This is a genomic window from Chryseobacterium sp. GTID13, assembly GCF_056172655.1.
The window spans coordinates 1,590,250-1,617,107 of the sequence record NZ_JAOCMB010000005.1; the positions used below are offsets into that span (position 1 = coordinate 1,590,250).

Annotated in this window: 30 protein-coding genes and 2 pseudogenes; 22 read left to right on the plus strand and 10 right to left on the minus strand. The window is 37.7% G+C overall.

The genetic code is table 11. The annotated features are described in order from the left end of the window. Positions 1–10: 10 nt before the first annotated feature. A complete protein-coding gene (glsA, locus tag N4G44_RS13840; protein ID WP_474927732.1) occupies positions 11–1,024 on the minus strand; it encodes a glutaminase A in 1,014 nt (337 codons plus the stop codon). A 254-nt stretch (positions 1,025–1,278) separates the two neighbouring features. On the opposite strand from glsA, the gene N4G44_RS13845 reads away from it, so the two are divergent. Continuing rightward, positions 1,279–1,695: a hypothetical protein gene (locus tag N4G44_RS13845; RefSeq protein WP_474927734.1), complete on the plus strand. Its 417-nt coding sequence runs from the start codon at positions 1,279–1,281 to the stop codon at positions 1,693–1,695. Positions 1,696–1,827: 132 nt separating this feature from the next. Here N4G44_RS13845 and N4G44_RS13850 read toward each other — a convergent pair whose 3' ends face one another. Then, positions 1,828–2,334: an Hsp20/alpha crystallin family protein gene (locus tag N4G44_RS13850; protein WP_474927736.1), complete on the minus strand. Its 507-nt coding sequence runs from the start codon at positions 2,332–2,334 to the stop codon at positions 1,828–1,830. A 315-nt stretch (positions 2,335–2,649) separates the two neighbouring features. On the opposite strand from N4G44_RS13850, the gene N4G44_RS13855 reads away from it, so the two are divergent. Both N4G44_RS13855 and N4G44_RS13860 read left to right on the plus strand, forming a co-directional pair. Continuing rightward, entirely contained in the window at positions 2,650–3,348 is a 699-nt protein-coding gene (locus N4G44_RS13855; RefSeq protein ID WP_474927737.1) for a DUF1826 domain-containing protein, read from the plus strand. Positions 3,349–3,435: 87 nt separating this feature from the next. After that, positions 3,436–3,918, plus strand: coding sequence for a cupin domain-containing protein (locus tag N4G44_RS13860; protein ID WP_474927738.1), 483 nt, complete (start codon positions 3,436–3,438; stop codon positions 3,916–3,918). A 174-nt stretch (positions 3,919–4,092) separates the two neighbouring features. Here N4G44_RS13860 and N4G44_RS13865 read toward each other — a convergent pair whose 3' ends face one another. After that, on the minus strand, positions 4,093–4,989 hold the full coding sequence (locus tag N4G44_RS13865; RefSeq protein WP_474927739.1) for a helix-turn-helix domain-containing protein: 897 nt from the start codon (positions 4,987–4,989) through the stop codon (positions 4,093–4,095). A gap of 183 nt (positions 4,990–5,172) precedes the next feature. After that, complete coding sequence (locus N4G44_RS13870) at positions 5,173–6,180, minus strand: aldo/keto reductase (protein WP_474927741.1); 1,008 nt, start codon at positions 6,178–6,180, stop codon at positions 5,173–5,175. A gap of 278 nt (positions 6,181–6,458) precedes the next feature. On the opposite strand from N4G44_RS13870, the gene N4G44_RS13875 reads away from it, so the two are divergent. The 11 genes and pseudogenes from N4G44_RS13875 to N4G44_RS13925 all read left to right on the plus strand — a co-directional run bounded on the left by N4G44_RS13875 (position 6,459) and on the right by N4G44_RS13925 (position 13,500). Beyond that, on the plus strand, positions 6,459–7,049 hold the full coding sequence (locus N4G44_RS13875; protein ID WP_474927743.1) for a TetR/AcrR family transcriptional regulator: 591 nt from the start codon (positions 6,459–6,461) through the stop codon (positions 7,047–7,049). 65 nt (positions 7,050–7,114) lie between these two features. After that, a pseudogene (lpdA, locus tag N4G44_RS13880) lies at positions 7,115–8,517 on the plus strand (dihydrolipoyl dehydrogenase). 24 nt (positions 8,518–8,541) lie between these two features. Further along, positions 8,542–8,976 carry a GNAT family N-acetyltransferase gene (locus N4G44_RS13885; RefSeq protein ID WP_474927745.1) on the plus strand — a complete coding sequence of 145 codons (435 nt, stop codon included), beginning with the start codon at positions 8,542–8,544 and terminating at the stop codon, positions 8,974–8,976. A gap of 55 nt (positions 8,977–9,031) precedes the next feature. Continuing rightward, positions 9,032–9,280, plus strand: a complete 249-nt coding sequence (locus N4G44_RS13890) for a VOC family protein (protein WP_474927746.1) — start codon at positions 9,032–9,034, stop codon at positions 9,278–9,280. Between the two features lie 53 nt (positions 9,281–9,333). Continuing rightward, positions 9,334–9,492, plus strand: coding sequence for a hypothetical protein (locus tag N4G44_RS13895; RefSeq protein WP_474927747.1), 159 nt, complete (start codon positions 9,334–9,336; stop codon positions 9,490–9,492). 4 nt (positions 9,493–9,496) lie between these two features. Further along, positions 9,497–10,315, plus strand: coding sequence for a class I SAM-dependent methyltransferase (locus N4G44_RS13900; RefSeq protein WP_474927748.1), 819 nt, complete (start codon positions 9,497–9,499; stop codon positions 10,313–10,315). A 138-nt stretch (positions 10,316–10,453) separates the two neighbouring features. After that, positions 10,454–11,005, plus strand: coding sequence for an alpha/beta hydrolase (locus N4G44_RS13905; RefSeq protein WP_474927750.1), 552 nt, complete (start codon positions 10,454–10,456; stop codon positions 11,003–11,005). Positions 11,006–11,109: 104 nt separating this feature from the next. After that, complete coding sequence (locus N4G44_RS13910) at positions 11,110–11,583, plus strand: PaaI family thioesterase (RefSeq protein WP_474927752.1); 474 nt, start codon at positions 11,110–11,112, stop codon at positions 11,581–11,583. Positions 11,584–11,648: 65 nt separating this feature from the next. Continuing rightward, positions 11,649–12,548: an MBL fold metallo-hydrolase gene (locus N4G44_RS13915; RefSeq protein ID WP_474927754.1), complete on the plus strand. Its 900-nt coding sequence runs from the start codon at positions 11,649–11,651 to the stop codon at positions 12,546–12,548. A gap of 134 nt (positions 12,549–12,682) precedes the next feature. Next, positions 12,683–13,162: a hypothetical protein gene (locus N4G44_RS13920; RefSeq protein WP_474927755.1), complete on the plus strand. Its 480-nt coding sequence runs from the start codon at positions 12,683–12,685 to the stop codon at positions 13,160–13,162. Positions 13,163–13,287: 125 nt separating this feature from the next. After that, positions 13,288–13,500: a hypothetical protein gene (locus tag N4G44_RS13925; RefSeq protein ID WP_474927757.1), complete on the plus strand. Its 213-nt coding sequence runs from the start codon at positions 13,288–13,290 to the stop codon at positions 13,498–13,500. 137 nt (positions 13,501–13,637) lie between these two features. Here N4G44_RS13925 and N4G44_RS13930 read toward each other — a convergent pair whose 3' ends face one another. Beyond that, complete coding sequence (locus tag N4G44_RS13930; protein ID WP_474927758.1) at positions 13,638–14,276, minus strand: histidine phosphatase family protein; 639 nt, start codon at positions 14,274–14,276, stop codon at positions 13,638–13,640. Between the two features lie 441 nt (positions 14,277–14,717). Here N4G44_RS13930 and N4G44_RS13935 point away from each other — a divergent pair, with 441 nt between their 5' ends. From N4G44_RS13935 to N4G44_RS13970, 8 genes and pseudogenes are all read left to right on the plus strand, one after another. Then, positions 14,718–15,638: an acetoacetate decarboxylase (ADC) gene (locus N4G44_RS13935; RefSeq protein WP_474927759.1), complete on the plus strand. Its 921-nt coding sequence runs from the start codon at positions 14,718–14,720 to the stop codon at positions 15,636–15,638. Between the two features lie 26 nt (positions 15,639–15,664). Continuing rightward, positions 15,665–17,025, plus strand: a pseudogene (locus N4G44_RS13940) (aldehyde dehydrogenase). A 33-nt stretch (positions 17,026–17,058) separates the two neighbouring features. Continuing rightward, entirely contained in the window at positions 17,059–18,006 is a 948-nt protein-coding gene (locus N4G44_RS13945; protein ID WP_474927761.1) for an NAD-dependent epimerase/dehydratase family protein, read from the plus strand. Positions 18,007–18,037: 31 nt separating this feature from the next. After that, the gene (locus tag N4G44_RS13950) at positions 18,038–18,949 is read left to right on the plus strand and encodes a helix-turn-helix domain-containing protein (RefSeq protein ID WP_474927762.1); all 912 of its coding nucleotides are present in this window, start codon (positions 18,038–18,040) and stop codon (positions 18,947–18,949) included. A 121-nt stretch (positions 18,950–19,070) separates the two neighbouring features. Then, positions 19,071–19,763, plus strand: a complete 693-nt coding sequence (locus tag N4G44_RS13955; protein WP_474927763.1) for a type 1 glutamine amidotransferase domain-containing protein — start codon at positions 19,071–19,073, stop codon at positions 19,761–19,763. Between the two features lie 45 nt (positions 19,764–19,808). Further along, positions 19,809–20,795 carry an alpha/beta hydrolase gene (locus N4G44_RS13960; protein ID WP_474927764.1) on the plus strand — a complete coding sequence of 329 codons (987 nt, stop codon included), beginning with the start codon at positions 19,809–19,811 and terminating at the stop codon, positions 20,793–20,795. A 522-nt stretch (positions 20,796–21,317) separates the two neighbouring features. Continuing rightward, positions 21,318–21,842: a helix-turn-helix domain-containing protein gene (locus N4G44_RS13965; protein ID WP_474927766.1), complete on the plus strand. Its 525-nt coding sequence runs from the start codon at positions 21,318–21,320 to the stop codon at positions 21,840–21,842. Between the two features lie 33 nt (positions 21,843–21,875). Continuing rightward, the gene (locus N4G44_RS13970) at positions 21,876–22,265 is read left to right on the plus strand and encodes a VOC family protein (protein ID WP_474927767.1); all 390 of its coding nucleotides are present in this window, start codon (positions 21,876–21,878) and stop codon (positions 22,263–22,265) included. A 26-nt stretch (positions 22,266–22,291) separates the two neighbouring features. On the opposite strand, the gene N4G44_RS13975 is transcribed toward N4G44_RS13970, so the two are convergent. The 5 genes from N4G44_RS13975 to N4G44_RS13995 all read right to left on the minus strand — a co-directional run bounded on the left by N4G44_RS13975 (position 22,292) and on the right by N4G44_RS13995 (position 26,750). Then, entirely contained in the window at positions 22,292–22,621 is a 330-nt protein-coding gene (locus tag N4G44_RS13975) for a helix-turn-helix domain-containing protein (RefSeq protein WP_474927768.1), read from the minus strand. 91 nt (positions 22,622–22,712) lie between these two features. After that, complete coding sequence (locus N4G44_RS13980) at positions 22,713–23,138, minus strand: transposase (RefSeq protein WP_474927770.1); 426 nt, start codon at positions 23,136–23,138, stop codon at positions 22,713–22,715. Between the two features lie 366 nt (positions 23,139–23,504). Beyond that, positions 23,505–24,188: a hypothetical protein gene (locus N4G44_RS13985; protein WP_474927771.1), complete on the minus strand. Its 684-nt coding sequence runs from the start codon at positions 24,186–24,188 to the stop codon at positions 23,505–23,507. A gap of 13 nt (positions 24,189–24,201) precedes the next feature. Next, the gene (locus N4G44_RS13990; protein WP_474927773.1) at positions 24,202–26,067 is read right to left on the minus strand and encodes an autotransporter outer membrane beta-barrel domain-containing protein; all 1,866 of its coding nucleotides are present in this window, start codon (positions 26,065–26,067) and stop codon (positions 24,202–24,204) included. An 80-nt stretch (positions 26,068–26,147) separates the two neighbouring features. After that, entirely contained in the window at positions 26,148–26,750 is a 603-nt protein-coding gene (locus N4G44_RS13995) for a hypothetical protein (protein ID WP_474927775.1), read from the minus strand. Positions 26,751–26,858 lie beyond the last annotated feature (108 nt).

The following is a 26,858-nucleotide window of genomic DNA, read 5'->3' on the forward strand; positions in this document are numbered from 1 at the left end:
AACTTATTCTTTAAAATAGACTCAGATCATACTGTTTGGCCAGATCCAGAATCATGTGATAGCCGGCTGCAGAATTCCCATGCTGATCCAGGACCGGACTGAAAACTCCAATTCCCATTTTCCCGGGAACGCTTACGGTAATTCCACCTCCAACACCTGACTTGCTGGGAAGACCTACGGTTCTGGCATATTCTCCGCTGAACTCATACATTCCGGCAATCAGCATCTGAGATTGGATCAGTCTTGACATTTCTGCGTTTTTATATTGGGCATCTCCGTCAAAACGTACACATTCGTTAGCAAAGAAATACCCTATTTTAGCCAAATCTTCGGCAGTCAGTTCAATGGAGCACTGTTTGAAATAATTATCCAGCTGATCTTCATTGCCTGAAATAAGTCCGTTATTTTTCATCAGATAGAACATCCCGCGGTTACGGTGCCCGGTAGATTTTTCAGATTGATAAACGGATGTACTATAGTCAATTGTCTGATTTTTGGTAATATACCGAACCATATCCAGTATTTTAAGGAATGGCTTTTCACCATCTCCGGAAATTAAAGAGGTGGTAAGAATGGCTCCGGCATTCATCATTGGATTCAACGGCTTACCTGTAGTTTCGAGGTTGGAAAAATAATTGAAAGGCTTATCGGTTCCAAAATAACCCATTTTATCAAAAACATTGGCCTCCCCTTTCTCTGCGACAGCAATCATTAATGCAATGATCTTGGAGATACTCTGCATGGTAAATTTTTTGTGAACATCCCCTACATTAAACACTTTCCCATTTTTTTCTACCACTGAAAAAGCAATTGCCTTAGCATCCATTTTTCCCAATTCAGGAATATAATCGGCTACCTTGCCCTGTGTGTAATAGGTTCTGTTTTTTTCCAGAATACTGCTTAAGGTTTTTTCTGAAATGGTTGATATATCTGCTGTTTTCTGAGCATACATCATTGTATTAAAGGAAAGAAAGGCTGCAATAAGGATTCCTTTTGCAGAAGGTAAGAAACTATTATTATTCATAAAGGCATTTCCGGCTCATATTTATCATCAACCCCGGAAAACAAAGATAAAACTTTTCATCCGTTACAGCACATCTCTATGATACAAGCTGATTAGGTATTTCTACCCAAACCCGTAATTGGTCATTTATACTCTAGAAGAAATGCATCCTTCTTTGTTACTTTGAACTACCAATAAGTGCCATCAATAAAGGCTAATCCTTAAACCGGCACACTGGAAAGCAAGCAAAAACTAACCAACCAAATAAATTCAACATGGAAACAACAAACGTAAGCGGAACCGCGAATTCATCCGGCCAGCTTCAATTGGGCGGAGGTGCTCAGTTCTGGGTTTACCTTTCACCACAAAACGATACAGCCAAAATGATTTCTACATGGCGTGTTACATTCTCGCAGGGCAACTGGAGCGATTCTATTTCAAGCGAAAATCCGACCAAACAAATTCAAACTCCTAATCTTTCAGGAATCTTCGAGATTAAGGTAGAATTATTAAGCGGCTCTACCGGTACGTGGAGACAAATTCCTCCGCAGGCCGGAAGCTATAATGAAATAGGCTGCAATTCCAACTGCGCTTCTATGGTAGGGATCGTTGCGGACAGCATCAACCCTGCTCCAGGAGCTATTAATGCCCATTTCTGGACAACCTGGGATGCTATGTGCAAAACCCAGTAGACTAAAAGCATTTACTTATTTTTTCCGACTGTTCATCAGAATGACAGATCAAGAGAATACTGAATAAAAGCAGCCTCATTTTCAACCATGAAGCTGCTTTGTATGGTTTAAGGGCATCCGTCTCATACTTTTTCAACCAGATGTTCCAGCTAAGCAAAAAAATGACTGCCTGACAGCAGTCATTTCTGTATTATGATATTTCAATAAGTCGCGGAGGCTTACGTTTGGCATCTTCTTTTTAGGAATAACCAAAGAAAGCAGTCCGTTTTCATATTTTGCATTGATATTATCCTGGTCAACAACATCTTTAGGAAGCTCAAAACTTCTCTGAAATGACTGATAACTGAATTCCCTGCGGGTAAAGTTTTCTTCTTTCGCTTCACTTTTGTTCTTCTTCATTGATGAGATTGTTAAAAGGTTACCATCCAGTTTAATCTCAAAATCATTCTTCTCCATGCCAGGTGCAGCAACTTCCACTTCATAGGCGTCTTCATTTTCTCTGATGTTAACCGATGGAACGGTAGTACTGGTTGATGAATAATTGCTGTTTCCCCAGTTAAAAAGCTCACGATTAAAAAAATCATCGAAGAGATTTGGAAGAGCCGAACTGTTATTCCAATTTCTTTTAATAAGATTCATAGTAATGTCTTTTTAAATACGTTAAACAATTATTTAATAACTCGTCAGCCGGCCAGCTGTATAGCATAAATATCAAAAAAAATACCGTCAGTGAAAATGTGAATTTTTTCAGAAAAAGTGACAAAATTTCATGAAAATTTGTCATAATCATTTTTAAACCAACACATTACCCTTATTTAACATCATGAAAATCAAATTAATTCATGTTAAATCTTATCTTATTTTTCATTGAGTAATTTAATTATCATACTGCTATGTTTTGCCGTATTTCTTATTTTTGCAGAGAATTAGCAACTCTAATTCTCCTTCTACATTATGTGCGATAAATTTCCCGGCAACAATCAAATTTGTAAGGTCTCTACTTTTACCGAACTGGTAAATACCGGTTTCCAGGGTGCTATGAATGCAATTTGCTGGCACAGAAATTTAACTGGAGATTTTAAAGAAATTGTGTCTAAGCTTCAGTTGAAAGAGAATATTACAGAAGTTTCGGTTGATGATCTTTCGGCGCTGCAATTATCCCGGGAAGGTAATATGGCGAGGGAAATTATCTTCAATGATTTACAGTTATTAACTGATTTCGGAGCCTTACCTTCACTCAATTTACTTAAAAATTACGAGCGGGATGAGGAGTTTGATTTTATTTCCACCGATGTATATTCGTATCATGTGGACCGGTCACCTATTGGAACCGATACTTTTTTATGTACCTATCACGGGGCTGCAAGCGATATCCTGCCTAATAGCCAGGCTGAACAAAAAGTTCTGATCCCTGAAATCCGTGAAAAACTGAGAGAATTACACGACGGTCCGGAAACTGAGTTTGAAACTTTCCTGAAAGACTGTTTTTTTGACCTGCATTATCAGCCCAAACCCGGTGCAATGCCTGTAAATTTAGGATCAGGACACCTTTGGCGCCTGGCAGTAGATCATCCGGCTCAAAAGGCTTTACCTTGTATTCATAGGGCACCTGTTGAAAATGATGGTGAATATAGATTATTGTTGATTTGCTAATTACCGATTCTTCAATAAGTACTATTTACTTCCACATTATATAAATTTGATCAATTGAAATACATTATAAATTAATACTTAACCTACATGTCTGATACCGTTATATTAACTGAAGGAACAGAATTCGATCACGTTATAAATGAGGTTTCAAAATACATTCACCTGTATGTAATGGCCTTTGAAAAAGAAGAACGAACCATTACACGCATCGATAAACGTGAAAATATGTACGGAGGAAACGGAACTGTATACATGATTCAAATGTTCGATCAAAATGAGCTGACCAATAATCGCCTGGGTGCTTATATGGTTTTATTGAACAAAGGCGATGAATCCGGGTTTCATACTCACAACGAAAGAAATGAAGAGGAATTATATGTCGTTATTCATGGAACCGGCGAGTATCGTGAAAGAACCGGAACCCATGGGCCGGAACGTAAAAAAATACTTCAAAAAGGAGATATTACAGCCATCAGCTCTATAGGTTATCATTCTATTGAGAATACAGGAGATGAGCCTTTGATTATGTTTGTTATTACTACTAATAATCCTTTACAGAATAAAGCTTAAATCCCTCTCAATTAAGTTGTAAACTATTGAAAAGGTCTTGTCTTGCATTCACAGAGCTTCTGTTGAAGTAAATAGCGAATATAGATTGCTTTTGATTGGTTAAAATTAAATTACAGCTAAACTCCCCTAATACTGTAAACCAAAATTTATTTCCAAGAATTTATCTGACTGCATTTAATTGAAAGACTGCCTGAATTCCAATGGCGACATATTGGTTTTCTTTTTAAACAATGTGCTGAAAGACTGCGAATGCTCAAATCCCAGCTCGTATGCAATTTCGCTGATGGAAAGCTCTGTCGTCGAAAGTTTCTCTTTTGCTTTGCTGATAAGTTTTTCGTGAATATGCTGCTGCGCATTCTGGCCGGTATGAATCCTCAAAAGATCACTTAAATAATTGGGAGATAAATTCATTGCTTCTGCAATTTGATGAACGGTTAAAAGACCTTTTTCAGATACTTTCTTGTCAAAATAGTCATTTAAAAATGATTCAAACTTTGTTAAAATCTGATGGCTGCCACTTTTCCGGGTGATGAACTGCCTCTCATAGAAACGTTTAGAATAGTTCAGCAGCAATTCAATCTGCGATAAGATAATTTCCTGAGTATGATGGTCGATACGCTGACACTCCTTATCTATTTTCTGCAGAATTTCAAGCAGATCATTTTCTTCGTCTTCAGATAAATGCAGAGCTTCATTCACGGCGTATGAGAAAAATCCATAAGATGAAATGGTTTTCGCCAAAGAATACCCGAGCAGGAAATCTTCATGAAAAATAAGCAGATAACCGGTATTTTCACAATCCATCGTCTTCAGATCCAGATACTGAACCTGGTTGGGGGCAGTAAAGCTTAACACTCCTTTGTCATAATCATAATGCTGCTGGCCATATTTTATTTTGCCTTTTGCATTGCGTTTCAGGGCGACACAATAGTACTTGCTCACAAAGCCTTTCCATACCTCATCTTCAATGAAAACACTTTCAAAAAGATTCACCACGCTTACCATAGGATGCTTTGGCTCGGGAAGAGAAAGCAACTTGTGAAATGCTGAAATAGATTGTATCGTGTTCATAATTTTAAACTTTTATTTTTTTAGTGCCTGTATAATTCACCTCCTCCACTTTTTGTCCGTTTTATCTACACAAAAAGAATTCCGTTCAAGTTAGATGGCAACCCTATTAAGTTTTAGATGTAGCCTCATGGGTTCTGGCAACCCATGAGGCTGATCTTCATCCTAATGAATTAAAATTACAAATTAATAATCCAATAATCCCATCCCGAATTCATCATAGGTTGCTCCCGTGTCTGTTCCCAAAGGTACAATACTTTCCAGTTTCCGGATTTCAGATTCATTCAGTTGAATTCCTGCCGCTTCAATGTTCTGTTCAAGGTATTTTCTGCGTTTCGTTCCAGGGATAGGAAGAATTCCTTTACTGATAATCCATGCTAAGGCCAGTTGAGAGGGAGTCATATTCTTTTCGCCGGCCAAAGCTTCAATCGCTTCCACCAATTCAATATTTTTATGAAAATGCTGCTCCTGAAAACGGGGGATTCCCCTTCTGAAATCGTTTTCCGGTAAATCATCGATAGTTTTAATATTCCCTGACAGGAATCCCCTGCCCAAAGGTGAGTACGCTACAAAGCCAATTCCCAGCTCATTTAATGTCCTGATAACGCCTTTCTCTTCAACCGTTCTTTCAAAAAGAGAATATTCACTTTGTACTGCAGAAACCGGATGTACTGCATGGGCTCTTTTCACCGTTTCAGAAGACACTTCCGACAAACCGATATAACCGATTTTTCCTTCTTTTACAAGATCACTCATGGCTCCGACAGTTTCCTCAACAGGTGTATTTTTATCAAGACGGTGCATATAATAAAGGTCGATGTAATCTGTCTTTAGATTTTTCAGAGAACGTTCCACCGATTTTTTTACATAGTCTTTTGTTCCGTTGATTTTCCAGGTGACCTGTTCGTTGTCATCAATCTCCCAGCCAAATTTTGTTGCAATAATATACTGATCGCGATTACCTTCAATAGCTTTTGCAATCAGCTGTTCATTTTTAAAAGGGCCGTATAAATCTGCAGTATCCAGAAAATTCCCACCCAACTCCAGAGAACGGTGAATGGTGGCAACAGCTTCTTTCTCATCGGTTTTTCCATACATGTCTGCACCACCGAAACCCGTCATTCCCATACATCCCAAACCAATATTGGGAACCAATAATCCCTGACTTCCTAATTTAACCTGATTTAATTTCATATCGTTGATTTTTACTGATACAAAATTGGGCAGAAATTTAAACCCGGATGTATGCAAATCCATGATTGTCGTATGCAAATTATCCATTTTTATATGCAACCCATCATCCAAACATTCAAACGGATTTAAAAAACAATAACAGACTCTATCGTACTAACTGAACATCAATCAAGCTATCCATTAAATAAAATATTCTTTTCAATATAAATATTAAAAAAAGACCGATCGTTTTATTTTTTTGTATAATTTTGTAACGGATTAAATTTCCGGTTGATAAAATGACGAAATCTGAAAATACCAAACGGTTGATTATCGAGAAAACCGCATCAGTTTTTAATACGAAAGGCTATGCGGGTACATCAATAAATGATTTAATGGATGCCACGGGGCTTTCAAAAGGTTGCATATATGGTAATTTTCAGAACAAAGATGAAATCGCATTGAGCGTTTTCGATCACAACTTCGGTATGGTGACACAGCATATGAAAGAACGCATCTTAGCCACGGAGAGTTCAATAGAAAGACTGCTGGTTTACCCCCAAACGTATAAAAATTACTTCAGATATCCCTATTTACAGGCTGGCTGCCCCATTTTAAATACCGCTACAGAGGCGGATGATACGCATCCAAAGCTAAAAGATCGGGTACAAAAGGCACTGATTTTTTGGAAGACATCCATTGAAAACCAGATAAAACGCGGTATAGAAAGAAAGGAAATAAAGGAAGATACCGACCCAACCGAAATTGCAGTGATCATGATTTCAATGATCGAAGGAGCCTTTATGCAGGCGAAGGTCAACAATCATATGGCAGAACTCAAAATAGCAATGTCATTCCTGGAAAAATTAATTAAAAATCTCGGAGTATAATTTTTTTTGCTTAAAAAAAGACCGATTGGTTTATTTTATAAATATTGTATTAGAAAAAGAACAAAATGGAAGAATTTGATATTACCGTTATCGGATCAGGTCCTGGCGGATATGTAGCAGCAATCAGAAGTGCCCAGCTGGGTTATAAAACAGCTCTGGTCGAAAAATACAGCACACTCGGCGGTACCTGTACCAATGTAGGATGCATTCCTACAAAAACGCTGTTGGATACCACCCATCATTATGCAGATGCAGTTAAGAGTTTTGAAAATCATGGTATCGAATTTGCCGATCTTCGACTCAATTTTGAACAGGTTCTTAGGCGTAAAACTGATGTGGTAGCTAAAAATACACAGGGCCTGGACTTCCTGATGAGAAAGAACAAGATCAAAGTTATAAAAGGCACAGGCGCTTTTCTCAACAATGAATCGTTGAAGGTTACACACGATGATCAGACACAAACTGTCATCAGGTCAGGTAAGTTTATTATTGCTACCGGATCAAAACCGGCAACTATTCCTGGCGTTTCCATAGATAAAAAAGAATCATCACTTCTACTGAAGCATTGGTTATGAAAGAGAAGCCAGAAAGTATGGTTATCATTGGCGGAGGTGTAATTGGTGTTGAAATGGCTTCAATCTTTAACAGAATCGGTACAAAACTGACCATTTTAGAGTATGCCGATAATCTGATTGCCAATATGGATCATGAATTAGGAACCGCATTAACTAAGATTTTAACGAAAGAAGGCGTAGAGATCAGGCTTAACGAGGCGGTTTACAAGACTGAGAATCTTGGTGACAAAGCCAAAGTTTATTTTAAAGATAAGGAAGGCACTGAACAGGAACTAACCGCCGATTATATTCTGGTAGCCGTGGGCAGAAAGCCTTATGTCGCTAATCTCGGTCTGGAAAATACAGACGTCGAGCTGAATGGGAACGGTACCATCAAAGTAAACGAACTACTTGAGACTACCGCTCCCAATATCTTCGCTATTGGTGACGTCATAGGGGGTGCTATGCTGGCTCATAAAGCAGAAGAAGACGCTGTATTTGTGGTAGAGAGAATAAATGGCCAAAAGCCTCACATACATTATGGCCGCATCCCATCAGTTGTTTATACCTGGCCGGAAGTTGCTTCTGTAGGGGCAACAGAAGAAGAATTAAAAAAGCAGGGGTTGGAATATAATATCGGTAAATTTCCGTTTGCAGTCAATGCAAGGGCAAGGGCGGGTATGGAAACCGAAGGCTTTGTCAAAGTTCTTTCTGATCCGAAATATGGCGAACTTTTAGGTGTACATATAATAGGTGCCAGAGCGGCAGACCTGATCGCACAGGCAGTAGTTGGCTTAGAATACGAAGTTACAGCAAATGATATGGCCTCAATCTGCTATGCTCATCCAACTTATTCAGAGGTGCTGAAAGAAGCCTATACCATTGCATCGGGAAGACCATCACTCAATATTTAAGTAAGTAATATCAATTTTAAAATTATGTCACAACAAATCAGGCTCGCCACTTCCGAAGATTATCCGAGAATCATGGAAATTTGGGAATCCTCTGTAAGGGCAACTCACGATTTTCTGCTTGAGGAAGACCTTTCCTATTTTAAACGCGCCATCCCGACTGAATACCTCCCACAGCTGACCGTATATCTTCTTATACTGCAGGATCAACCAATAGCATTTGCATCGGCATCAGAAGGAAACCTGGAGATGCTGTTTGTCTACAATGACTACCGCAATAAAGGTTATGGAAAGATATTATTTCATTTCATAGATGAAACGGAAAGGATTACAAAGGTCGACGTTAACGAACAGAACCATCAGGCTATTGGCTTTTATGAAAAATTGGGATTCAGAAAAGCAGGGAGATCAGAGAAAGATGGCTCAGGCAAAAATTATCCTATTATTCACATGCTAAAGTAAAAAAATGTCTATTTTATCTTTACTTTATAATAATTAGTAACTAAATATATAAAAAATGATTGAAGGATTATATGAAACACACATTCAGGTAAGTAACCTGGAAAACGCAGTTCAGTTTTATACCGAAGTACTGGGATTACAATTTGCACATTATGATGAAACCAGACCTATTGCATTTCTTTGGATCGGGGAAAATAAAAAGGCAATGCTTGGTTTGTGGGAGCAGTCAGGCAGTATCCACAAGAGGCATTTTGCATTCAGCTGTTCCAAAGATTTTATCCTAAAAGACGCAAATATTTTTTAGAAAAAAATGGGTTAAAGTCCTATAATTTTCTGAAAAACGGCAGCAATGAACCTATGGTTTTTGCGTGGATGCCGGCACTCGCGCTCTACTTTGACGATCCGGACGGAAACCAGCTGGAGTTTATCTATGTTTTGGAAGGCGAAGGCAGGCCGGAACTTGGAGTCCTGAGTTACGAGGAATGGATAAAAAATGAATTCAACCCATCAAAATGAAATAATGAATATCGAGGATAATTATTTAGAAATCAACCGCCAGTCGTGGAATGCCAGAACAGAAACTCATATCAACTCTGATTTTTATGATTTAGACGGTTTTTTAAAGGGCAAAAATTCGTTGAATGATATAGAGCTGAATTTACTTGGAAATCTGTCCAACAAATCTGTTCTGCACTTACAATGCCATTTCGGGCAGGACAGCATATCTTTAAGCCGTCTGGGAGCTGACGTAGTCGGCGTAGACTTATCCGATGTGGCGATAGCTCAGGCCCGGGAATTGGCAAAACAGACTCATTCCTCTTCAGAGTTTATTTGCAGTGATGTTTATGACCTGCCCAATCATTTGGATCGTCAGTTTGACATTGTCTTTACAAGTTACGGTACTATCGGATGGCTTCCGGATTTGAATCGTTGGGCGGAGATCATTTCGAAATTTTTAAAACCTGGCGGTATATTTGTTTTTGCGGAATTTCATCCTGTTGTATGGATGTATGATGCCCGGTTTAAGAAAATTGAATACAGCTATTTTAATTCCGGCGCCATTATAGAATCAGAGAAAGGAACGTATGCAGATAAAGAAGCGGAATTAGAAGTCAAAACAGTTGGCTGGAACCACAGTCTGGGCGAAGTAATCAACAGCCTGATACAAAACGGGCTCAGAATAACTTATTTTGAAGAATTTGATTATTCGCCGTACAATAATTTCAATCATTCGGTAGAATCTGAACCAGGTAAGTTCAGAATTGCTCATTTAGGTAATAAGATTCCAATGGTTTATGCTCTGGCCGCCTCGAATCAACTTCTTCAGGACAAAAAATAAATTTGACATTTGTCTGAAAAATAAAAGAAACAAAGCTCATTTAAATTATATGCTTTTTAGGTTAATACTTCTTCATCTATTATTTCTTCCGTTAGCCATTAGTGCTCAAAATACCACCCAAAAAGAGTATGTATTTTTTTGCATAATAAATTTTTGGAGGGACATTCACTGGATGCACCACATCCTAAATACGGTATCGCAGCCTATACAGCTATTTTAGAAAAACTTCAATCAAAGAATACTTTAATAATCGCTGAAAAGAGAAAGCCTGATACAGATCCAAAAATTTATGCAAAAAAGATTATTCTGAAAATTGACAGCTTAAACCTATGTGGAGTACCTTTTGATCATATTTCTATCGTTGGAACTTCCCAGGGTGGTTATATCGCCCAATATATATCCCGATATGCCAAAAATCCCATGTTGAAATTTGTTTTTATTGGTTCTAGCTTTAAAAATGATTCGATGAATAAGGATAAAAAGTTTCGTTTATATGGGAAGATCCTGTCAATTAACGAAAAAACCGACGTGGGTGCCCAGTTATTGTCAAGACAGCTCAGGTTTAAAAATTCTAACTTAAAAACCTTTAAGGAAATTACACTGAACACAGGTATGGAACATGGCTTCCTTTTCAGGGCTCTGGACGAGTGGATAATACCTACCAATGATTGGATAAATAATAACCTTTAGAAATTATATCAATGAAAGAAGTAAACCACAGTCTTTATTAAAAGCTTAAAAAAGCAACAGATACCAAGATCTAAACTTCTTAGCAAATAACCAGAATAATACCTATGACAAAACTATCAATACTGGAGTACCTGAATAAGATGATCAAAGGAGAAATTACCGACGGCATGTATACCCATATGAATTACCCGACACAGATATCGAAGACATTGGGCATAAACATTATAGAAGTCGGTTCAGGTACAGCAACTGTACAGATCAATACAACAAAGGAAAAACACAGTAACCAGCAGGGAACCATTCATGGAGGCCTGCTTTGCGAATTGGCAGACGCAGCAATCGGTACAGCACATTCAACCGTTATTACGGAAGGCGAAACTTTTACATCCGTAGAATTGAAAATCAATTTTTACAGACCGGTTTTCGATAATGTGCTCACTGCAAAAGCATCACCCTTACACAGTGGAAAAAACTTAAGTCATTATTTATGTGAGATTTTTCGAAGTGACGGCAAAAAAGCTGCTGTGGTAACAAGCACTGTCATGACTTTGAGGGGTGATAAAGCGACAGGAAGATAACATTGAAAGAACAATACAAGGAAATCATTGATAAAAACAATTTCATTAGTACCTGCCATAAATCTATGAATTCAAATACCGCGCACGGTTATCTTAAGATCCCATTCAACGAATTAGAAATCTACATTCTTTCCGATGGATATTTTGATATCGGATCTTACCAGCCTATTATTGCTACTGATGCAACCCCTATAGAAATCCAACAAGAGCTAAAGCGGCTTCATTTACCTTCGGATGCTTACGAAGCACCTATTAATGTAATGCTTATCCGGAAAAATGAACAACTCATACTTGTAGATACAGGAGAAGGCTTTTATGATAAAAAAAATGCAGGCAAATTATTATATAGCCTGGAAAGTGCCGGATTCAGAGCAGGCGATATTTCCGATGTATTGATTACCCATGCCCACCGTGATCACATTGGAGGCATATTAACCAAAGAGGGTAATTGGGTATTTCCGAATGCAAGGTTCTATATTTCACGAACCGAGCTGGAATTCTGGTTTAAACAGCAGCCAGACTTTTCCAGAAGCCGGAGACCAGAGTTGGGTCATAATTCTATTTCCATGGTTAAGCAAATATTAGGTGCTATTACCTCCCGTTTAGAAATATTCGATGCAGGTGATGAGTTATTCTCCTGTATTAAAACTCAGGCAGCTCCGGGACATACCCCTGGACACATCATATTTACGGTTTACTCAGGCAAACTGCTTATTACGCATCTGGTGGATGTGGTACACAGTCCGTTGCTGATCTCAAATCCGGCCTGGGGTACGCAATGGGATGCTGATTTTTTAATGGGCATCAACACCCGAAAGAATATACTGGAACAATGCCATGAGCAAAACATTATGTTTTGCGCATCCCACCTTCCATGGCCGGGAATAGGATACATTGACAGATTTCAGGATCAGTGGCAATGGGTTCCAAAATCCTATAATTCACCTTTATTACTTACGTTTTAATAATGGCTGCTCATCATTATCAGTGGTAAACATGGCTATATAAGATGATTGAACTTATTAACAATACTCATTTGGGCTTTTTGCAGATATTCTGATTTTTTAGATTATTGAAATTTGCATTCTAAAAAATACAAATGAGAAAAATATTGTTTTTAGTAACCTCTTTAACAGGGGCAGCCCTGTTTGGACAAGGTGTAGGGATAGGGACAGCCAGTCCCGATCAGTCGGCTATATTAGATTTAAAAGCTTCCAACAAAGGTTTTTTGCCTCCAAGGATAAATCTTAACTCCGTGACAGATATTGTAACTATTCCGAATCCGGCCACAGGACTTTTGGTTTTTAATACTGGCGCAGGAAGTTTATCAACTAAAGGATATTATTACTGGGATGGCAGTAAGTGGACAAGATTAAGTATTGCTGATGGTAGCGGAAATTTCCAGGTGGGAGAAGAAAGAGGGTATCGGTTTGTAGTACCGGGAACCTTCCAAAACAGCTCAGGAAATACGAATAAAAAACAAATGACCGGAAGAAATGCTTCAGATGTAGGAACAATAGCAAGAAAAGCTCTTTCTGAATTCGTGAATGTTTCTGAACTTCCTTTTTTGAAGGAATAAGGATTGATGTTTTGGGTGGTGATGATAGTATTTTAAGACCAAGATTTTTTAACACTACCAATTCTAATATTATTATGTCTTTTGCCACATTGTCTACAAGCAATCCATTACAAAACTCTCCCAATATGACTATCCTACCTGATTATTACAGTACAAAAATTGATGGAGATGACTGGTTATTTACAAGTAATGAATATATGGAGCAGGATCTTGTGGAAATACTTTTTCCTGACGGAAAATATTACAGGATGTCAATTGTAGCATATTCTACCAACTCCCCTTATAACACGGCAGCATCTAATACTATTATCGGAATTTCATTAAAAAGGATTATTTAATAAGTAATAGACTATTGATCGTAAAATATCAAGTTTAATATTAATTATGTTAGTAAACCAATGTTTGCCAATGGCAAACATTGGTTGTATTTGATTTACTCAAAATTCTGAAGTTTTGCTGAATATTTATTTTAGATTTACAATAATTTTTGTGCATTGATCATTTTATATGACGTATCGCTCATCTTCTTTATAATTCTTTTTCCATGAATTGTCTGCTGTAAAAAGGATACTCCTCCACTTACTCCGTACAAATCAATTGTATTGAGCATTTCCACATTTAGACCCAGCCACATCACATTAAAAACACTTAAGGTGTCTCCATGCGAGACAATTATAATATTTTCTTCCTCACTGTCTACAATGCTTTCATAGAAAGTCCACAACCTTTGCCATACATCAAATCTGGATTCAGCATCGCTAAAACATTTATCGTATACAGTTAATTCTTCGTTCTCGATATTTTCTTTCAGCCAAAGTACGGACTGGCCCACCGCCCTTCCTAGATATCTTTCTTTTAGAGCCGTAGTGAATTGGGGAATTATATTTATTTTCTTTCCAATTATTTCAGCAGTTTCGCGCGTTCTGCTAAGTGGTGATGCATACAATGAAAAGCTCGTATTCTGAAACTCCGATTTCAAATTGGCAGCAATATTTTCAGCTTGCTGAATTCCTGCTTCCGTTAATTTCCAATCTGTCCAGGAACCAATCATACCATTTTTATGATGAATGGATTCCGGATGTTGTATGGTAATTATATTTTTCTTTTTAAACATCGCTGTTATTTTAGCCTTTAGAAATACAAAAGTGTTTATTTATGGATTTGGTTAAATAAATATATTTATTCCCGGTACAAAAAAGTAAATTATCCTGATAAACATTTATTTATACTTTTCGAGGGATAATGGGTAACAGAATCCCACAAACTATTACAAACTTAAGTAAATTATAAAACAAACAAAAAGCAAACAGAGTTATTTAGATTTGTAAGAACAGAGATTCTGTTACAACTTACCCTGATCCAGCTACTTTCCTTGTGTTCATAGTTCTGAACTTTGTCATAGAAATAAAAAAAGATGAACATTTTTAAAATATTAATGACAGCAGGGCTTGCAGGTATGTACTCACATGCGATAGCAGGCAGTTTAGATAATGCTGCCTATCAAAAATCTTTTGATTCAAATACTGTAATTGTACACCAAAAAAATCAGATAATTATGGACACTATCAAACCTGAACAGACAATTATTGATCTTGCAGGACACCAGGTTCCTGTGTTAAAGGATGGGCTTTATGATCGGTTCCGTTCAAACCCGCCACTTTCTGTTATTGAAAAAGAAAGACCGGATATTGATCTCAGCTGGTTCAAAACGATCCAAAAACAGAGGAAAGACGTTGGATTTACAACGTATTCTCCCAACTTTTATTACAGCAACAGCAGTATCACGGCAATTTATACCGCTGATATGAAAACTTTGAAGAATCTTATTCCAGCCAAAGTTCGTGATATTGTGAAACCTATTTCCATCACACCTGGAAGAGGTCTTATTGCCATAACCGCTTATGCCTATCATTACTGTGATAATGATTCCTATAACGAATTATCGATTTCCATTGTCACTACCCAACCAGATGCAGGAAACTGGGGGGTATTTTCTTTATTGGGAGAAATAAAAAATAAAAGTCTTTGGGGATATGTTTTAAAACTTCCTGTAGATACAGAACTTGCCAGAGTTCGCGGTGTAGTTGGATATAACCTGCCTAAATGGCTGATCCCGATGGATTATAGTGATAAAGGAGATTCTGTAAATTTTACTTTTTATGATGAATCAGGTAAGCCGGATTTCTCGATAGGTGGAAAGAAATTGGATATAGAGACTACAGAACCTGAAATAGTTCGTTCCAATTTCATCAATCTGGATAAAAACGGAAAACTGACCCACGGCTATACTGATGTACGGGCACTGAAAAAAGCAACCAGTAAAAAGAAAGAAGACGTGAAACTTAATCTAACCGAGGGTCCGTTATCCAGATTCATTAAATCATTGGATTTGGGAAAGCTGATGAGATACGATTACCAGCCGGAATTTCAGGCTGCATTGTATACCCCTGAGCCGGTAGAAGGCACGAAAAAATAACGGTTGAATCTTTAAATACTATTACAATGGATTTTGCAGGAATATTTCAGTCGCAAAAAGAGTTTTTTAATTCGCACCAGACAAAAAATGTTGCATTCCGCAAAGAAACTCTGATAAAACTAAAAAATCTTTTAAAAGCAAATGAAGAGCAGCTCTATGACGCGATCTATAAAGATTTTCGCAAGGGAAAATTTGATACCTTTCTGACGGAACTCAATCTGGTATACAACGAAATAGATTTTTTCTTAAAAATCTGGACAAGCTGAGCAAACCTAAAAAAGTTAAAACAGCACTGAGTTTACAACCCGGAAAGAGTTATATTCATTACGATCCCTTAGGAGTTACACTTGTCATTGGGGCATGGAATTATCCCTATCAACTGACATTGAGCCCAATGGTGAGCGCCATTGCAGCAGGAAATACCTGTATCATAAAGCCCAGTGAACTTCCGGAAAATACGATGAATCTGTTAGCGGATCTTATTAATGATCATTTCCCGTCAAACTATCTGTTTGTCGTACAGGGAGGTATTTCTGAAACAACAGAGCTTTTAAAATTACGGTTTGATAAAATATTTTTCACGGGGAGCCCAAAAGTTGGGAAAATCGTCTATGAGGCAGCTGCAAAAAACCTGGTTCCCGTTACATTGGAACTTGGAGGAAAATCTCCTGCCATAGTCACAAAAAGTGCAGGCCTTGATATTGCGGCAAAAAGGCTGGTGTGGGGAAAATTCCTAAATGGCGGACAAACCTGTATTGCACCGGATTATCTGCTGGTAGAGGAATCTGTAAAACCAAAACTCCTGCAATTGATTAAAGAAAAACTTCAGGAAATCAATTATTCAGATGGTGCGGAGCATTATACAAGCATCATTAATAGAAGGAATTTTGATCGTATTCTTGGCCTTGTTGATGAGTCAAAAGTAATATTTGGAGGAAAATATAATGCTGATTCGCTTTACATTGAACCTACCATCATGGATAGTGTAACCTGGGAAGACCCGGTGATGCAGGAGGAAATATTTGGTCCTGTTTTACCCGTCATAACCTATAGCGATTATGATAATGTTCTTCATCAAATAATCGGTGGTGAAAAACCCCTGGCCGCTTATTTGTTTAGTAATAATGAGGAAGAAAAAGATAAGCTTTTAAAATGGGTTTCTTTCGGTGGTGGATGTATCAACGATACCCTGATGCACATTACCAGCGATTATCTTCCTTTCGGAGGTATCGGGAACTCTGGTATCGGAAACTATCATGGCGAATTTGGTTTTCTTACATTCTCCCATCAGAAATCAGTGATCGAAAAAACAAACTGGGGTGAACCGGACTGGAAATACCCTCCTTATACAGATAAAAAAATGCACTGGCTGAAAAAGGTGATGTAACTTTATACAGCCGGTTTCAAAAAATACTACAATATGCAAACAATATTAGGAGCCAACGGACAGATTGGCGAGGAGCTTGCAAAAGAGCTCAAGAGAAATTTTACTTCATCTATACGAATTGTCAGCAGGGATGCAAAAAAAGTAAATGATACTGATGAAGTCTTTTCTGCGGATTTGTCAATTCGTGAAAAAGCAATTGAAGCGGTAAAAGGCAGCGAAATTGCCTATTTCACCTTAGGTCTTCCGATCAGTTCAGATCTCTGGGAGAAACAGTTTCCGCTTATCCTCCGCAACGTGATTGATGCCTGTAAGATGAACAAAACAAAACTTGTATTCTTCGACAATACCTATATGTATCCCCAGGATGGCCGTGTTCTGACAGAAGAAACAGCTTTTGCGCCTGTGGGAAGAAAAGGCAGAGTCAGAAGAAAGATGGCTGAAATGGTGCTGAAAGAAATTAAATCAGGTGAACTTGAAGCCGTAATCTGTCGTGCCCCCGAATTTTATGGCCCCGGTAAAACTCAGAGCATTACCAATACCTTGATTTTTAATAACATCAAAGAAAATAAAAAGCTGAAGGTTCCTTTGAGCGCAAATAAGAAAAGAAGCCTGATATGGACCCCTGATGCGAGTCGAGCCACTGCTTTGATCGGGAACACGCCCGACGCATTCGGCCAGACATGGCATCTTCCAGTAGATAAAAGCCATCCCACTTATAAAGAATTTATAGGAATTGCGTCAGGTATTTACAGCAAAGATCTGAAATATTCCGTAGTACCAAAATTGATGTTTAAAATAGGTTCATTTTTCAACAAAAGTGTAAAGGAATTACTGGAGCTTCTTCCCAGGTATGAGCATGAAAATATATTTGATGATTCAAAATTCAGAAAGAAATTTCCCGATTTTCAGGTCACAACGTATAAACAAGGTATTGGTATTATAAAAGACGAACAGCTTTCAGGGAACAAAATAAATAAGTAAATTAGTCATGTATAAATCCGAAAATCAGAATATGAAAACTCCGGAGAAAATATCGTCAATCAATATGCTTCATCAATTCTTAGGCTTGAAAAAACCTGCGAATCCGCTGATCAGTGTATTTAATTTTGATGATGTCAAACTGGAACCGGAAACGATCCTCAGTGCCATAATTACAGACTTTTATGCCATTGCCTTGAAGAAAGACTGTGCTGGGGGAAAGTGCAGATATGGCCAGCAATACTATGATTTTGATGAAGGAATTATGTATTTTACTGCCCCACATCAGGTCCTTCAGTTTGAAGATATTCTTCTGAACGGAGTAAAAGGTTTTGTCCTGGTGGTACATCCGGATTTCCTGCATGGATATGCACTGGCATCCGAGATTAAAGAATACGGCTATTTTTCCTATACTGCGAATGAAGCATTGTATCTTTCTGAAAAAGAAGAGAAAACAATTTTTGATATAATCGATAACATAGGAGGCGAAATAGATGGGAACATGGACACCTTCTCACAAGACCTGCTGGTTTCAAATCTTGATCTGCTGTTAAAGTATTGCGACCGGTATTATAACCGCCAGTTTCTGACCAGAAAGAAAGTAAATAGTGACCTTCTTTCAAAGCTGGAGTCGTTATTGGATGATTATTTCAAAAATGACCAATTAACTATCAACGGTATTCCCACAGTTCATTCCGTTGCCGAACAGCTGCATCTGAGTGCCAATTATCTGAGCGATATGCTAAGAGTGCAAACAGGACAAACAACGCAACAACATATCCAGTACAGGGTGCTTGAAAAAGCAAAGGAATTACTTTCCACGACCTCCATGTCGGTTTCTGAAATTGCCTATCAACTTGGATTTGAGCATCCGCAGTCTTTTCATCGTCTTTTTAAAAGCCGTACCTCTCTTTCACCATTAGAGTTCAGATCCTCATTAAATTAAGTTATTCTATTTTACTGGAAACTTTTAAATACAGAGATTCGGTTACAACTCCCCGTAATTCAGTTACTCCCGGTCGGTGGTTTCTTATCAAATTTGTTATATCAAAAGAAAAAATATGGGCATGATGAAAATTTTAATTATAGTAACCAATATTGGTATGTATGCTAGTGGTAATCTGAAGACAGGTTTATGGCTTAGTGAGCTTACTCATATCTATCATGCTGCTAAAGAGAAAGGTTATGATATTACTATTGCAAGTCCGCAAGGTGGCAACGTTCCCATTGATCCTGAAAGCTTAAAGTATTTTACACTGGATAAAATTTCTGAACAATATTGGAATGAGAATGACTTTCGGTTATTGCTTGCCCATAGCAAGCGCTTATCTGAACTTGGTCAACAAGAATATGATCTGGTATATTTAGCCGGAGGCCATGGTACGATGTACGATTTTCCGGATGATGAGAATATCCAGCCAATCATCAGGAAACAATACGAAAGTGGGAAAATGGTTGCTGCAATCTGTCATGGAGTCGGTGGATTATTGAATGTAAAGCTTAGTAACGGTGAATATCTGATCAAAGGAAAATCAATGACCGGCTTTGACTGGTTTGAAGAAACTATTGCCAGACGAAAACGGGAAGTGCCATTCAATCTTGAGGCAGCCATTAAAGAGCGCGGTGCCGATCTCAAAAAAGCCTTTATTCCTATGACATCTAATGTCGTTGTGGATGGTAATCTGATTACAGGCCAGAACCCGTTCAGTTCAAAAGAAATGGCAAAGGTGGTTATTGAAGAACTTGAAAAAAATAAATAATCCGAAAGGACATACAATCATTCTTAAATCATAAACATATTCATTATGGCAAACAACATTAAAGCTGAAAACGATCCGCAGATCCTTTCAGGCATCAGAGAATTTTTAAAGGGCTTAAATAATAGCGGCGGCAAACCATTGGAAACGTTAACTCCTCAGGAAGCCAGACAGGTTTTGGTAGATGCTCAAAATTCCGTTGAAGTAGATTATTCCGGCATTGTTGAAGATGAAAGAGAAATTACACAGGATGGAATTACGGTAAACATCCACATCGTAAAACCGGCCAATGCGTCTTCCGAAAACCTTCCGGTATTCATGTTTACCCATGGTGGCGGATGGATATTGGGTGATTATCCGACGCATAGAAGATTGGTAAGGGATTTAGTGGTCCATAGCGGAGCAGCAGCAGTTTTTACTGATTACACTCCTTCTCCGGAGGCACAGTATCCGGTAGCAATCAATCAAATATATGCCGCTACAAAGTGGGTATCGGAAAATGGTGCTGAAATTGGTGTTGACGGTAAAAATATGGCGGCAGCCGGAAACAGTGTGGGTGGAAATATGACTGCAGTTCTTTGTCTGATGGCAAAAGATAAAGGCGGACCGGAAATAAAATTCCAACTGCTGTTGTGGCCGGTGACTGACGCAGATTTTACCCGTGAATCGTGGCAAAAATATGCAGAAGAAAGATTCCTTACGGCTCCGTTAATGAAATGGATGTGGGATAATTATCTTCCGGACCCTGAAAAACGTAAAGAATACTATGCTACCCCATTCAATGCACCATTGGAAAAACTTAAAGGTCTTCCGCCTGCATTGGTTCAGCTCGCCGAAAATGATATCCTCTTCGATGAAGGTCTGGCATACGCAAGAAAGCTGGATGAAGCCGGCGTTCCGACAACGATTGAAACTTATAACGGATTTATCCATGATTATGGACTTTTAAACCCATTGGATCATATTGAAGCGGTAAAGTTTTCGTCAGAGCAGGGAGCATTGGCTCTTAAAAAGGCATTGTTTGGAAATAACTAGTTAAGCTTCTGGAAAGTATATTTTTATGACTTTATTGAAAGGTGGACGGTTTTTATAACATCCACCTTTTTATACGCCATTAAAAATAGAAAAAATGAAGTGAAACATTATATTTACATTCACATTATTCGTTTGATAAAAAAAGGTTCACTTCGCAGCCAGCTGACTTTGCAATAAAAATTAACTACTGATCAACAATATAATACAAACTATTTAATAAATATACCTGATTCGCAGATTCACTATATTTGTTAGTGAAAAAGATAATTGTTAATATATTTTATCGTGTCATTTGAAAACTGAACTGGAATATATCTCTTTGCCGCCGCAAGAATGTTTAAGCCATCTTATTGAAAGCATATGGATGGTACGAAATCATTCTGAAGAAAGCGTGGAAGCAATTGTTCTTCCGGACGGAAAGATCGATCTTTTTCTTTTTTGGATCAGGAGGGCCAATTCGAAATTTTTATAAGCGGTATTTGTAATGAACCGATACTAAAACAACCTTTTCCTAAATCAGTAATGTTTGCCGTAAGTTTTTATCCTACAGCTGCGGAATATGTATTTAAGCGCTCATTTGCTGATTCCCTTAATCAAAAAATTATTCTGCCACCAGGTTTTATGGAATTCTGCAGAGAGGATATGCAGGATTTTGACGCCTTCTACAAGAAAGCATGCCGGACCATACAGTCGGTATTGACTGGACCAATCGATAACCGTAAAATATTACTATTTGATCTGGTCAACCGCTCAAAGGGAGAAATTAAAGTTGAAGCAATTGCATCAGAAATCGGATGGAACAGTAGAGGAATTAATCGGTATTTTAGAAAATGGCTGGGAATAACTTTAAAATCCTATATTGATATCATCAAATTCTGCAATTCACTTAAGCAGCTAAAAAAAGGAAATTTTTATCCTGAACTGAACTATGCGGACCAGTCCCACTTTATCAGAGCAGTTAAGAAATTTTCCGGTTCAAAACCCAATATCCTTAGAAAAAATGATAATGACCGATTTATCCAATTGACAACATTATCTGATAAGTAATTTTGTTTTGTAAAAAATGAAATACTTCAAAAAATGGAATTAAATCACATTAATCTGGTTGTAAAAGATGTAGATAAAGCTGTTGAACTATTCTCAACACATATAGGCTTTGAGCTGATTACCAATCGCAATAGTAAAATGGCCGTTATGGAAAATAATAAAAATTTCGCATTGGTAATCTGGGGACAGGTAATGAACAATGAAGAAAAAATACCGGATTATCCGAAAAACTTTCACATTGGATTTTATCAGGAAGATGAAAATGCTGTACACCAAATCTATCATAAGATTAAAGATGAACCATATCTAAGGATTGAAGGCGTTCCTAAAAAAATGCGGAATACTTTCGGATTTTATTTTTACTTTGAAAATCTGATGATTGAGATCAGTGTGAACCCGTTTATTATATTGGAAAACGAATAAGAAGCACAGAAACATTGCCTTTAATATTATACTAAAAACGTTTTCTTCCATTTAGCAACCGTATTCCTGCTTAATTTAAAATGCATCGCCAGTTTGGTATTGTTTAATCGGTTCTTTTTTTGATAATCCAAAATTTTAAGAATATCAGATTTGCTGTAGGAACGTTGTTTCTGGTTAAATATCAAATTCTGTTCGTTAGTTCCGAATATCTTTTTGTTGATCTCAATGATGTCCATAACAGAGAATTTTTCTTTGTTTAAAACAGAAACATACTCATCGTTTTTATCCGGAAACTTCTGTTCTATAATATCTATAAATATTTGTTTATAATCTGGTGTATTGAGTTTATTTTCCATACTGTAACTTGTTAAAAAATATTGTATGAGCCTGTTTTATAACAGATTAATCTTAAAAAAGAATCAGGTTATTTATGATTGTAACCAGATGTTAGTATTTACTGATCCACTTATAAAGCGTTGATTTTGGGATTTTATATTTTTCTATTATCTGTGCCCGGGTCATTTTTCCTGTACTAATTTGCTCTAAAATGAAATCTATGATCTCTTTGGTATAGATATTTTTGCGGAAACGATGTAGTTTGTTTGATTTGCTCTTCGGGCTCTCAGACTGATTATTACGAGCCGGAGGTGAATAAAGAATCAAATGCTGACTGTACAGCCGGAAAAAATCATATTCCAATAATTTACTCCATCTCAGCAGAACATCTGTAGGGAGGCTTTCCTGTTGACACATTTCTATTACTTCGTTTTCAGAACATTTGAAAAAATTACAAATACGGAACATTTCTATTTCCTGATGTTCAATAGCTTGTTTGATCAAGCTTCCTAGATGAATATTCTTATAATTGTCCATTAATATTTCTTCTTTTTCATCATAGTGGTCTTAAATAAAAGGAACTCCATTATTTTAAGTCAACAGAGCATTTTTTAGCAAACCCCATTATAATTATTTTTATGTTATTCTATACAAAACTGGTCTTGGATCAGACTTGTTATTGGCTATATTCTTTCAAAATAAATGTCAGCTATCTATCATGATTAATTGACATGGTTATCTATTTTATTTTTCAAAAAAATTACCGGATCGATGAACTGCAACTATTCGGTTATCAGGAACAGAATAAAAGTTACAGAAACGCAGAAATAGATTAATTAAAGTCTTCCGCGTTCTGTAACAAAGGGCTGGTCAGGCTTCCGGCTTTATCAATACAATCATCCTTTATGGTAAATTATCCAGGTAATTCTGGTCTATAACTCCGGTTGGTGGCAATTCAGCTCCGGCTCTCCATAAGTGCCACTGCCCGGCACCGTTAATGCTCTTATTCCCTCCGTTAAAAACCCATAAAAGCTTTTTACTGGGTTTTGTGGTCGGAAAAACTACATTATCGGTTTCTGCGAAACCTATTGTACCTATATATGGAGATTTTATAGCTTTATGAGGGGGATTAGTTCTTGTACCAATCGAAGGCATAACGAGTGTTTTCTTGTCATTTTCCAAAACAAGAATTCCTTTTTGGCTGGTTGTTTGTGCCCCGATGATGACTCCTGCATTTTGTGTGGATTCTGCTGCAGTATTGGCGGTAGGCAAAGTAACTGCTGCCGGTAACGTTGGAGTAAGGGGTAAAAGCCCTGTGCTGTTTTGGGTGGTTGGTAACATATAAACTTTTATCTGTTTATCCGCACGGCTGACGTAAAGCGTTCCCGGAACTCTCACTACATTGTTGGATGATGCGGTTTCCGTTGCAGAATTGATGATAGGAAGTACAATTCCCATATTTTCTGAGGAAAAGGACAAGATGGCATTGCTGTTTGCCGGTACTGAGCCCGCATTATCACCGATGATGACCTGGGATTTTACTGAAAAACTTGCAGTAACCAATATTGATGCTATTATTTTTTTCATAACTATTAAGTTTTTAAGGGGTTCCCAATTGTGCTTTTATACTTTCCAGGACGTCATAGATAGACTTGTCACAGCCTTTGGCAAGGCAGTCCCATTTGTCACCATCAAAGAGCATCAGACATTTTCTTTCAGTGTCATAAGCCACAGCTCCTTTCAATGATGCATCTGTTCCGAGTGTTTTAGCAGGGTTCTTTACTCTTGTAACTACCAATGGTTTTGTATTTGAATCTAAGACCATAATACCACTATTAATATCATTGCCATCCATATCTTTTTGAGGCCAGCTTTTTGATTGGGATTTGAAGGTGGATATGCCTATTTTTGAGATTTTTGCCGTAGCGGCATCACTGTCGTCTATTTTGAAACAGCCCACACTTCCTGTATAACAATCGATTGTAAAATCGCCTGCATTGACGTCTGCGATGTCTGCTTTGGTTGTACCGAAGGTATTTCCTGTACCTGCGACTATTTTCAGTTGCAGATTGTTTCCGGTATAGGCTACTGCATTGGGCAGCTGGAATTTATTATTGTCAATAACTCCTGTTATATTAGAAGCATTAGTAGCCCTTATCTCCGCGTAAATATCCTGATCTCCGCCACTGTTACGGTTACCATAAAATACATTATTGGAAATATTTCCTATATTATTTCCGCGGGTTTGGATAGTTGCCTGACGGTTTGTGCCCGTACCTGCAAGAGCTGAATTATAAGCAAATATGTTCCCGGTAATGTCAACCGCTCCCGTTGCTGTCGTACTCGCTGTTGCTGTTGCAAGGGAAATTGCGCTACCCCCATTAGTTGATGTATTGACCTTATTCTCAAAAAAGAAATTATTCTTGATATAATTGGTGGTGATCATACTCCCAACGTCAATGGCACCTTCAATGGCTATAGCTCCCCCGGCACCTACGGTTGTATTACTGGTGTAGTTTTGTATAAAATAATTGCTATCGATTTGGAATCCTCTTGATGCTGTCAGGAATATTGCTCCACCATAATTCGTTCCTCTTACACCGAGGAAAACATTGTTTTTAGCAACAAGATTTCCGGCTGTTGTAAAATAAATCCCTCCGGTTGTAGAGTTGGCCGTTCCGCATGAAAATATATTCCCGATAATATAAAAGCGTGCCTGGCTTGTAGCTGTACTTCCGGCAGTTGTCGCATAAAATCCTGTTCCATCGGTTGAGTTACCTTCTCCAATTAAATTATTGCTGAAGACAACTTTAATATTTCCATTAACTACAGAATAAGCAATAACACCTGTGCTTCCCATTGTATTACGGTAAAACTTGTTGTTGTGTATCCATTGGGTAACCGGCGTAGTTGTAGAAGTGAATGTATCTGTTCTTATAAAACCGGCAGTCGCTGTTGCATCGTGAACCGTGCAGTCTTCAATTTTTAACTGATAATTTCCATTTACACCAGCAGAGAAAAAATTACCGGCACTTCCGGTTCCTGTGTTAGTATAATAAATTCCTTTTATAGTCAATTTATTTACATTAAAAGTGGCAGATGTGGTTCCAATGGCAAATAGTCCGTCATTAGCAGGTTTGATAATCCTGGAAATATACATTTCCGGGTTGTATCCTGTGAGGTCTGTTCCTGTGGCATCAGCTGGAAACCCACCCTGAAAAAGAACATCATTCCCTGTATAGGAATAAGTGGTTGTTCCTAAATTATAATCACCTTCAGCAACATAAATATGAACATTATTCAGTATTTGACCAAGAACAGGTATGGCTCCCAAAGGGTTATCCCAGGAAGTACCACTGCCGGTTCCTCCCGATTTTACATAATAGTTGGTCTGTGAAAATACAGAAACGGGTAAAAAAGTAAGCAGGCAAAGCATAGTAAGCTTACCGTATAAAGTTTTATGCATAAGTTTGTGTTTAAATTTGATTGTGTTTTTGCATCACCCGCTTCAGGAGCTGTCAGAAGCTACATAGGGTAAATAACATTTTAAATATGTCTATTTAATGGCGGCCCACGTTCAGTATGCACCTTCCAGTAGTTTTCTGTCGAGCGATAAAATACATAAGTGATTTTCTTTTCTTTTGAAAAAAAGTATGCTATTATATTTCGAAGCGGACCACCTGCATAGATATTTTTATAAACATAAACACCTGGAATGCTAAATGAACATCGCTTAGAGATACTGACCATAAATAAGCCGGGCTCTTCCGGAATGATGTGGAATGTAAAACGAGGACTATTTTGTTTAGAAACTATTTTTTCTTTCTTCTTTTCCCTTTTCTTTGGATTCCGGGCTATCGATCTTTCCTTTTTCGTGATCCGGGCTGAGCGAATATGTTTTTTCTCTCTGCTAAACCCACCTATGACGGTAGCCTCGTCCGCTACAAATACTTTTTCAGATTTAATTATTTCTCCTCCGGTATAGAATTGAGTATGCTCGCTAACATTTAATTGTACATTATCTGAAATATAAACCTGTGCAGTGAGGAAAACCGGGAAGAAATAGCAGATAAGTCCGAACAGTGTTACTACACTGTTCGTAAAAAGAAAAATAATTTTCTTGACTCTTCTGCACCCTTTTCTCATCATTTGCTTTTTAGATCCTCAGACTGAACTTGTGGTATCAGTTTTAAGTATGCAAAAAGACATAAAATCAAAAAAAAAGCAGAAAATTCTGACCTCGAAAACACTCGCGGG

Excerpts from the sequence above, each read along its gene's own strand:
- N4G44_RS13915 (WP_474927754.1), top strand. The coding sequence starts at position 11,649 with ATGAATTCAAATACCGCGCACGGTTATCTTAAGATCCCATTCAACGAA.
- N4G44_RS13970 (WP_474927767.1), top strand. The coding sequence starts at position 21,876 with ATGGAATTAAATCACATTAATCTGGTTGTAAAAGATGTAGATAAAGCT.
- N4G44_RS13890 (WP_474927746.1), top strand. The coding sequence starts at position 9,032 with ATGATTGAAGGATTATATGAAACACACATTCAGGTAAGTAACCTGGAA.
- N4G44_RS13995 (WP_474927775.1), bottom strand. The coding sequence starts at position 26,750 with ATGATGAGAAAAGGGTGCAGAAGAGTCAAGAAAATTATTTTTCTTTTT.
- N4G44_RS13930 (WP_474927758.1), bottom strand. The coding sequence starts at position 14,276 with ATGTTTAAAAAGAAAAATATAATTACCATACAACATCCGGAATCCATT.
- N4G44_RS13975 (WP_474927768.1), bottom strand. The coding sequence starts at position 22,621 with ATGGAAAATAAACTCAATACACCAGATTATAAACAAATATTTATAGAT.
- N4G44_RS13875 (WP_474927743.1), top strand. The coding sequence starts at position 6,459 with ATGACGAAATCTGAAAATACCAAACGGTTGATTATCGAGAAAACCGCA.
- N4G44_RS13920 (WP_474927755.1), top strand. The coding sequence starts at position 12,683 with ATGAGAAAAATATTGTTTTTAGTAACCTCTTTAACAGGGGCAGCCCTG.
- N4G44_RS13870 (WP_474927741.1), bottom strand. The coding sequence starts at position 6,180 with ATGAAATTAAATCAGGTTAAATTAGGAAGTCAGGGATTATTGGTTCCC.
- glsA (WP_474927732.1), bottom strand. The coding sequence starts at position 1,024 with ATGAATAATAATAGTTTCTTACCTTCTGCAAAAGGAATCCTTATTGCA.
- N4G44_RS13855 (WP_474927737.1), top strand. The coding sequence starts at position 2,650 with ATGTGCGATAAATTTCCCGGCAACAATCAAATTTGTAAGGTCTCTACT.
- N4G44_RS13980 (WP_474927770.1), bottom strand. The coding sequence starts at position 23,138 with ATGGACAATTATAAGAATATTCATCTAGGAAGCTTGATCAAACAAGCT.
- N4G44_RS13965 (WP_474927766.1), top strand. The coding sequence starts at position 21,318 with ATGTTTGCCGTAAGTTTTTATCCTACAGCTGCGGAATATGTATTTAAG.
- N4G44_RS13925 (WP_474927757.1), top strand. The coding sequence starts at position 13,288 with ATGACTATCCTACCTGATTATTACAGTACAAAAATTGATGGAGATGAC.
- N4G44_RS13960 (WP_474927764.1), top strand. The coding sequence starts at position 19,809 with ATGGCAAACAACATTAAAGCTGAAAACGATCCGCAGATCCTTTCAGGC.
- N4G44_RS13990 (WP_474927773.1), bottom strand. The coding sequence starts at position 26,067 with ATGCATAAAACTTTATACGGTAAGCTTACTATGCTTTGCCTGCTTACT.
- N4G44_RS13850 (WP_474927736.1), bottom strand. The coding sequence starts at position 2,334 with ATGAATCTTATTAAAAGAAATTGGAATAACAGTTCGGCTCTTCCAAAT.
- N4G44_RS13945 (WP_474927761.1), top strand. The coding sequence starts at position 17,059 with ATGCAAACAATATTAGGAGCCAACGGACAGATTGGCGAGGAGCTTGCA.
- N4G44_RS13910 (WP_474927752.1), top strand. The coding sequence starts at position 11,110 with ATGACAAAACTATCAATACTGGAGTACCTGAATAAGATGATCAAAGGA.
- N4G44_RS13865 (WP_474927739.1), bottom strand. The coding sequence starts at position 4,989 with ATGAACACGATACAATCTATTTCAGCATTTCACAAGTTGCTTTCTCTT.
- N4G44_RS13895 (WP_474927747.1), top strand. The coding sequence starts at position 9,334 with ATGGTTTTTGCGTGGATGCCGGCACTCGCGCTCTACTTTGACGATCCG.
- N4G44_RS13935 (WP_474927759.1), top strand. The coding sequence starts at position 14,718 with ATGGACACTATCAAACCTGAACAGACAATTATTGATCTTGCAGGACAC.
- N4G44_RS13845 (WP_474927734.1), top strand. The coding sequence starts at position 1,279 with ATGGAAACAACAAACGTAAGCGGAACCGCGAATTCATCCGGCCAGCTT.
- N4G44_RS13985 (WP_474927771.1), bottom strand. The coding sequence starts at position 24,188 with ATGAAAAAAATAATAGCATCAATATTGGTTACTGCAAGTTTTTCAGTA.
- N4G44_RS13860 (WP_474927738.1), top strand. The coding sequence starts at position 3,436 with ATGTCTGATACCGTTATATTAACTGAAGGAACAGAATTCGATCACGTT.
- N4G44_RS13900 (WP_474927748.1), top strand. The coding sequence starts at position 9,497 with ATGAATATCGAGGATAATTATTTAGAAATCAACCGCCAGTCGTGGAAT.
- N4G44_RS13885 (WP_474927745.1), top strand. The coding sequence starts at position 8,542 with ATGTCACAACAAATCAGGCTCGCCACTTCCGAAGATTATCCGAGAATC.
- N4G44_RS13955 (WP_474927763.1), top strand. The coding sequence starts at position 19,071 with ATGATGAAAATTTTAATTATAGTAACCAATATTGGTATGTATGCTAGT.
- N4G44_RS13950 (WP_474927762.1), top strand. The coding sequence starts at position 18,038 with ATGAAAACTCCGGAGAAAATATCGTCAATCAATATGCTTCATCAATTC.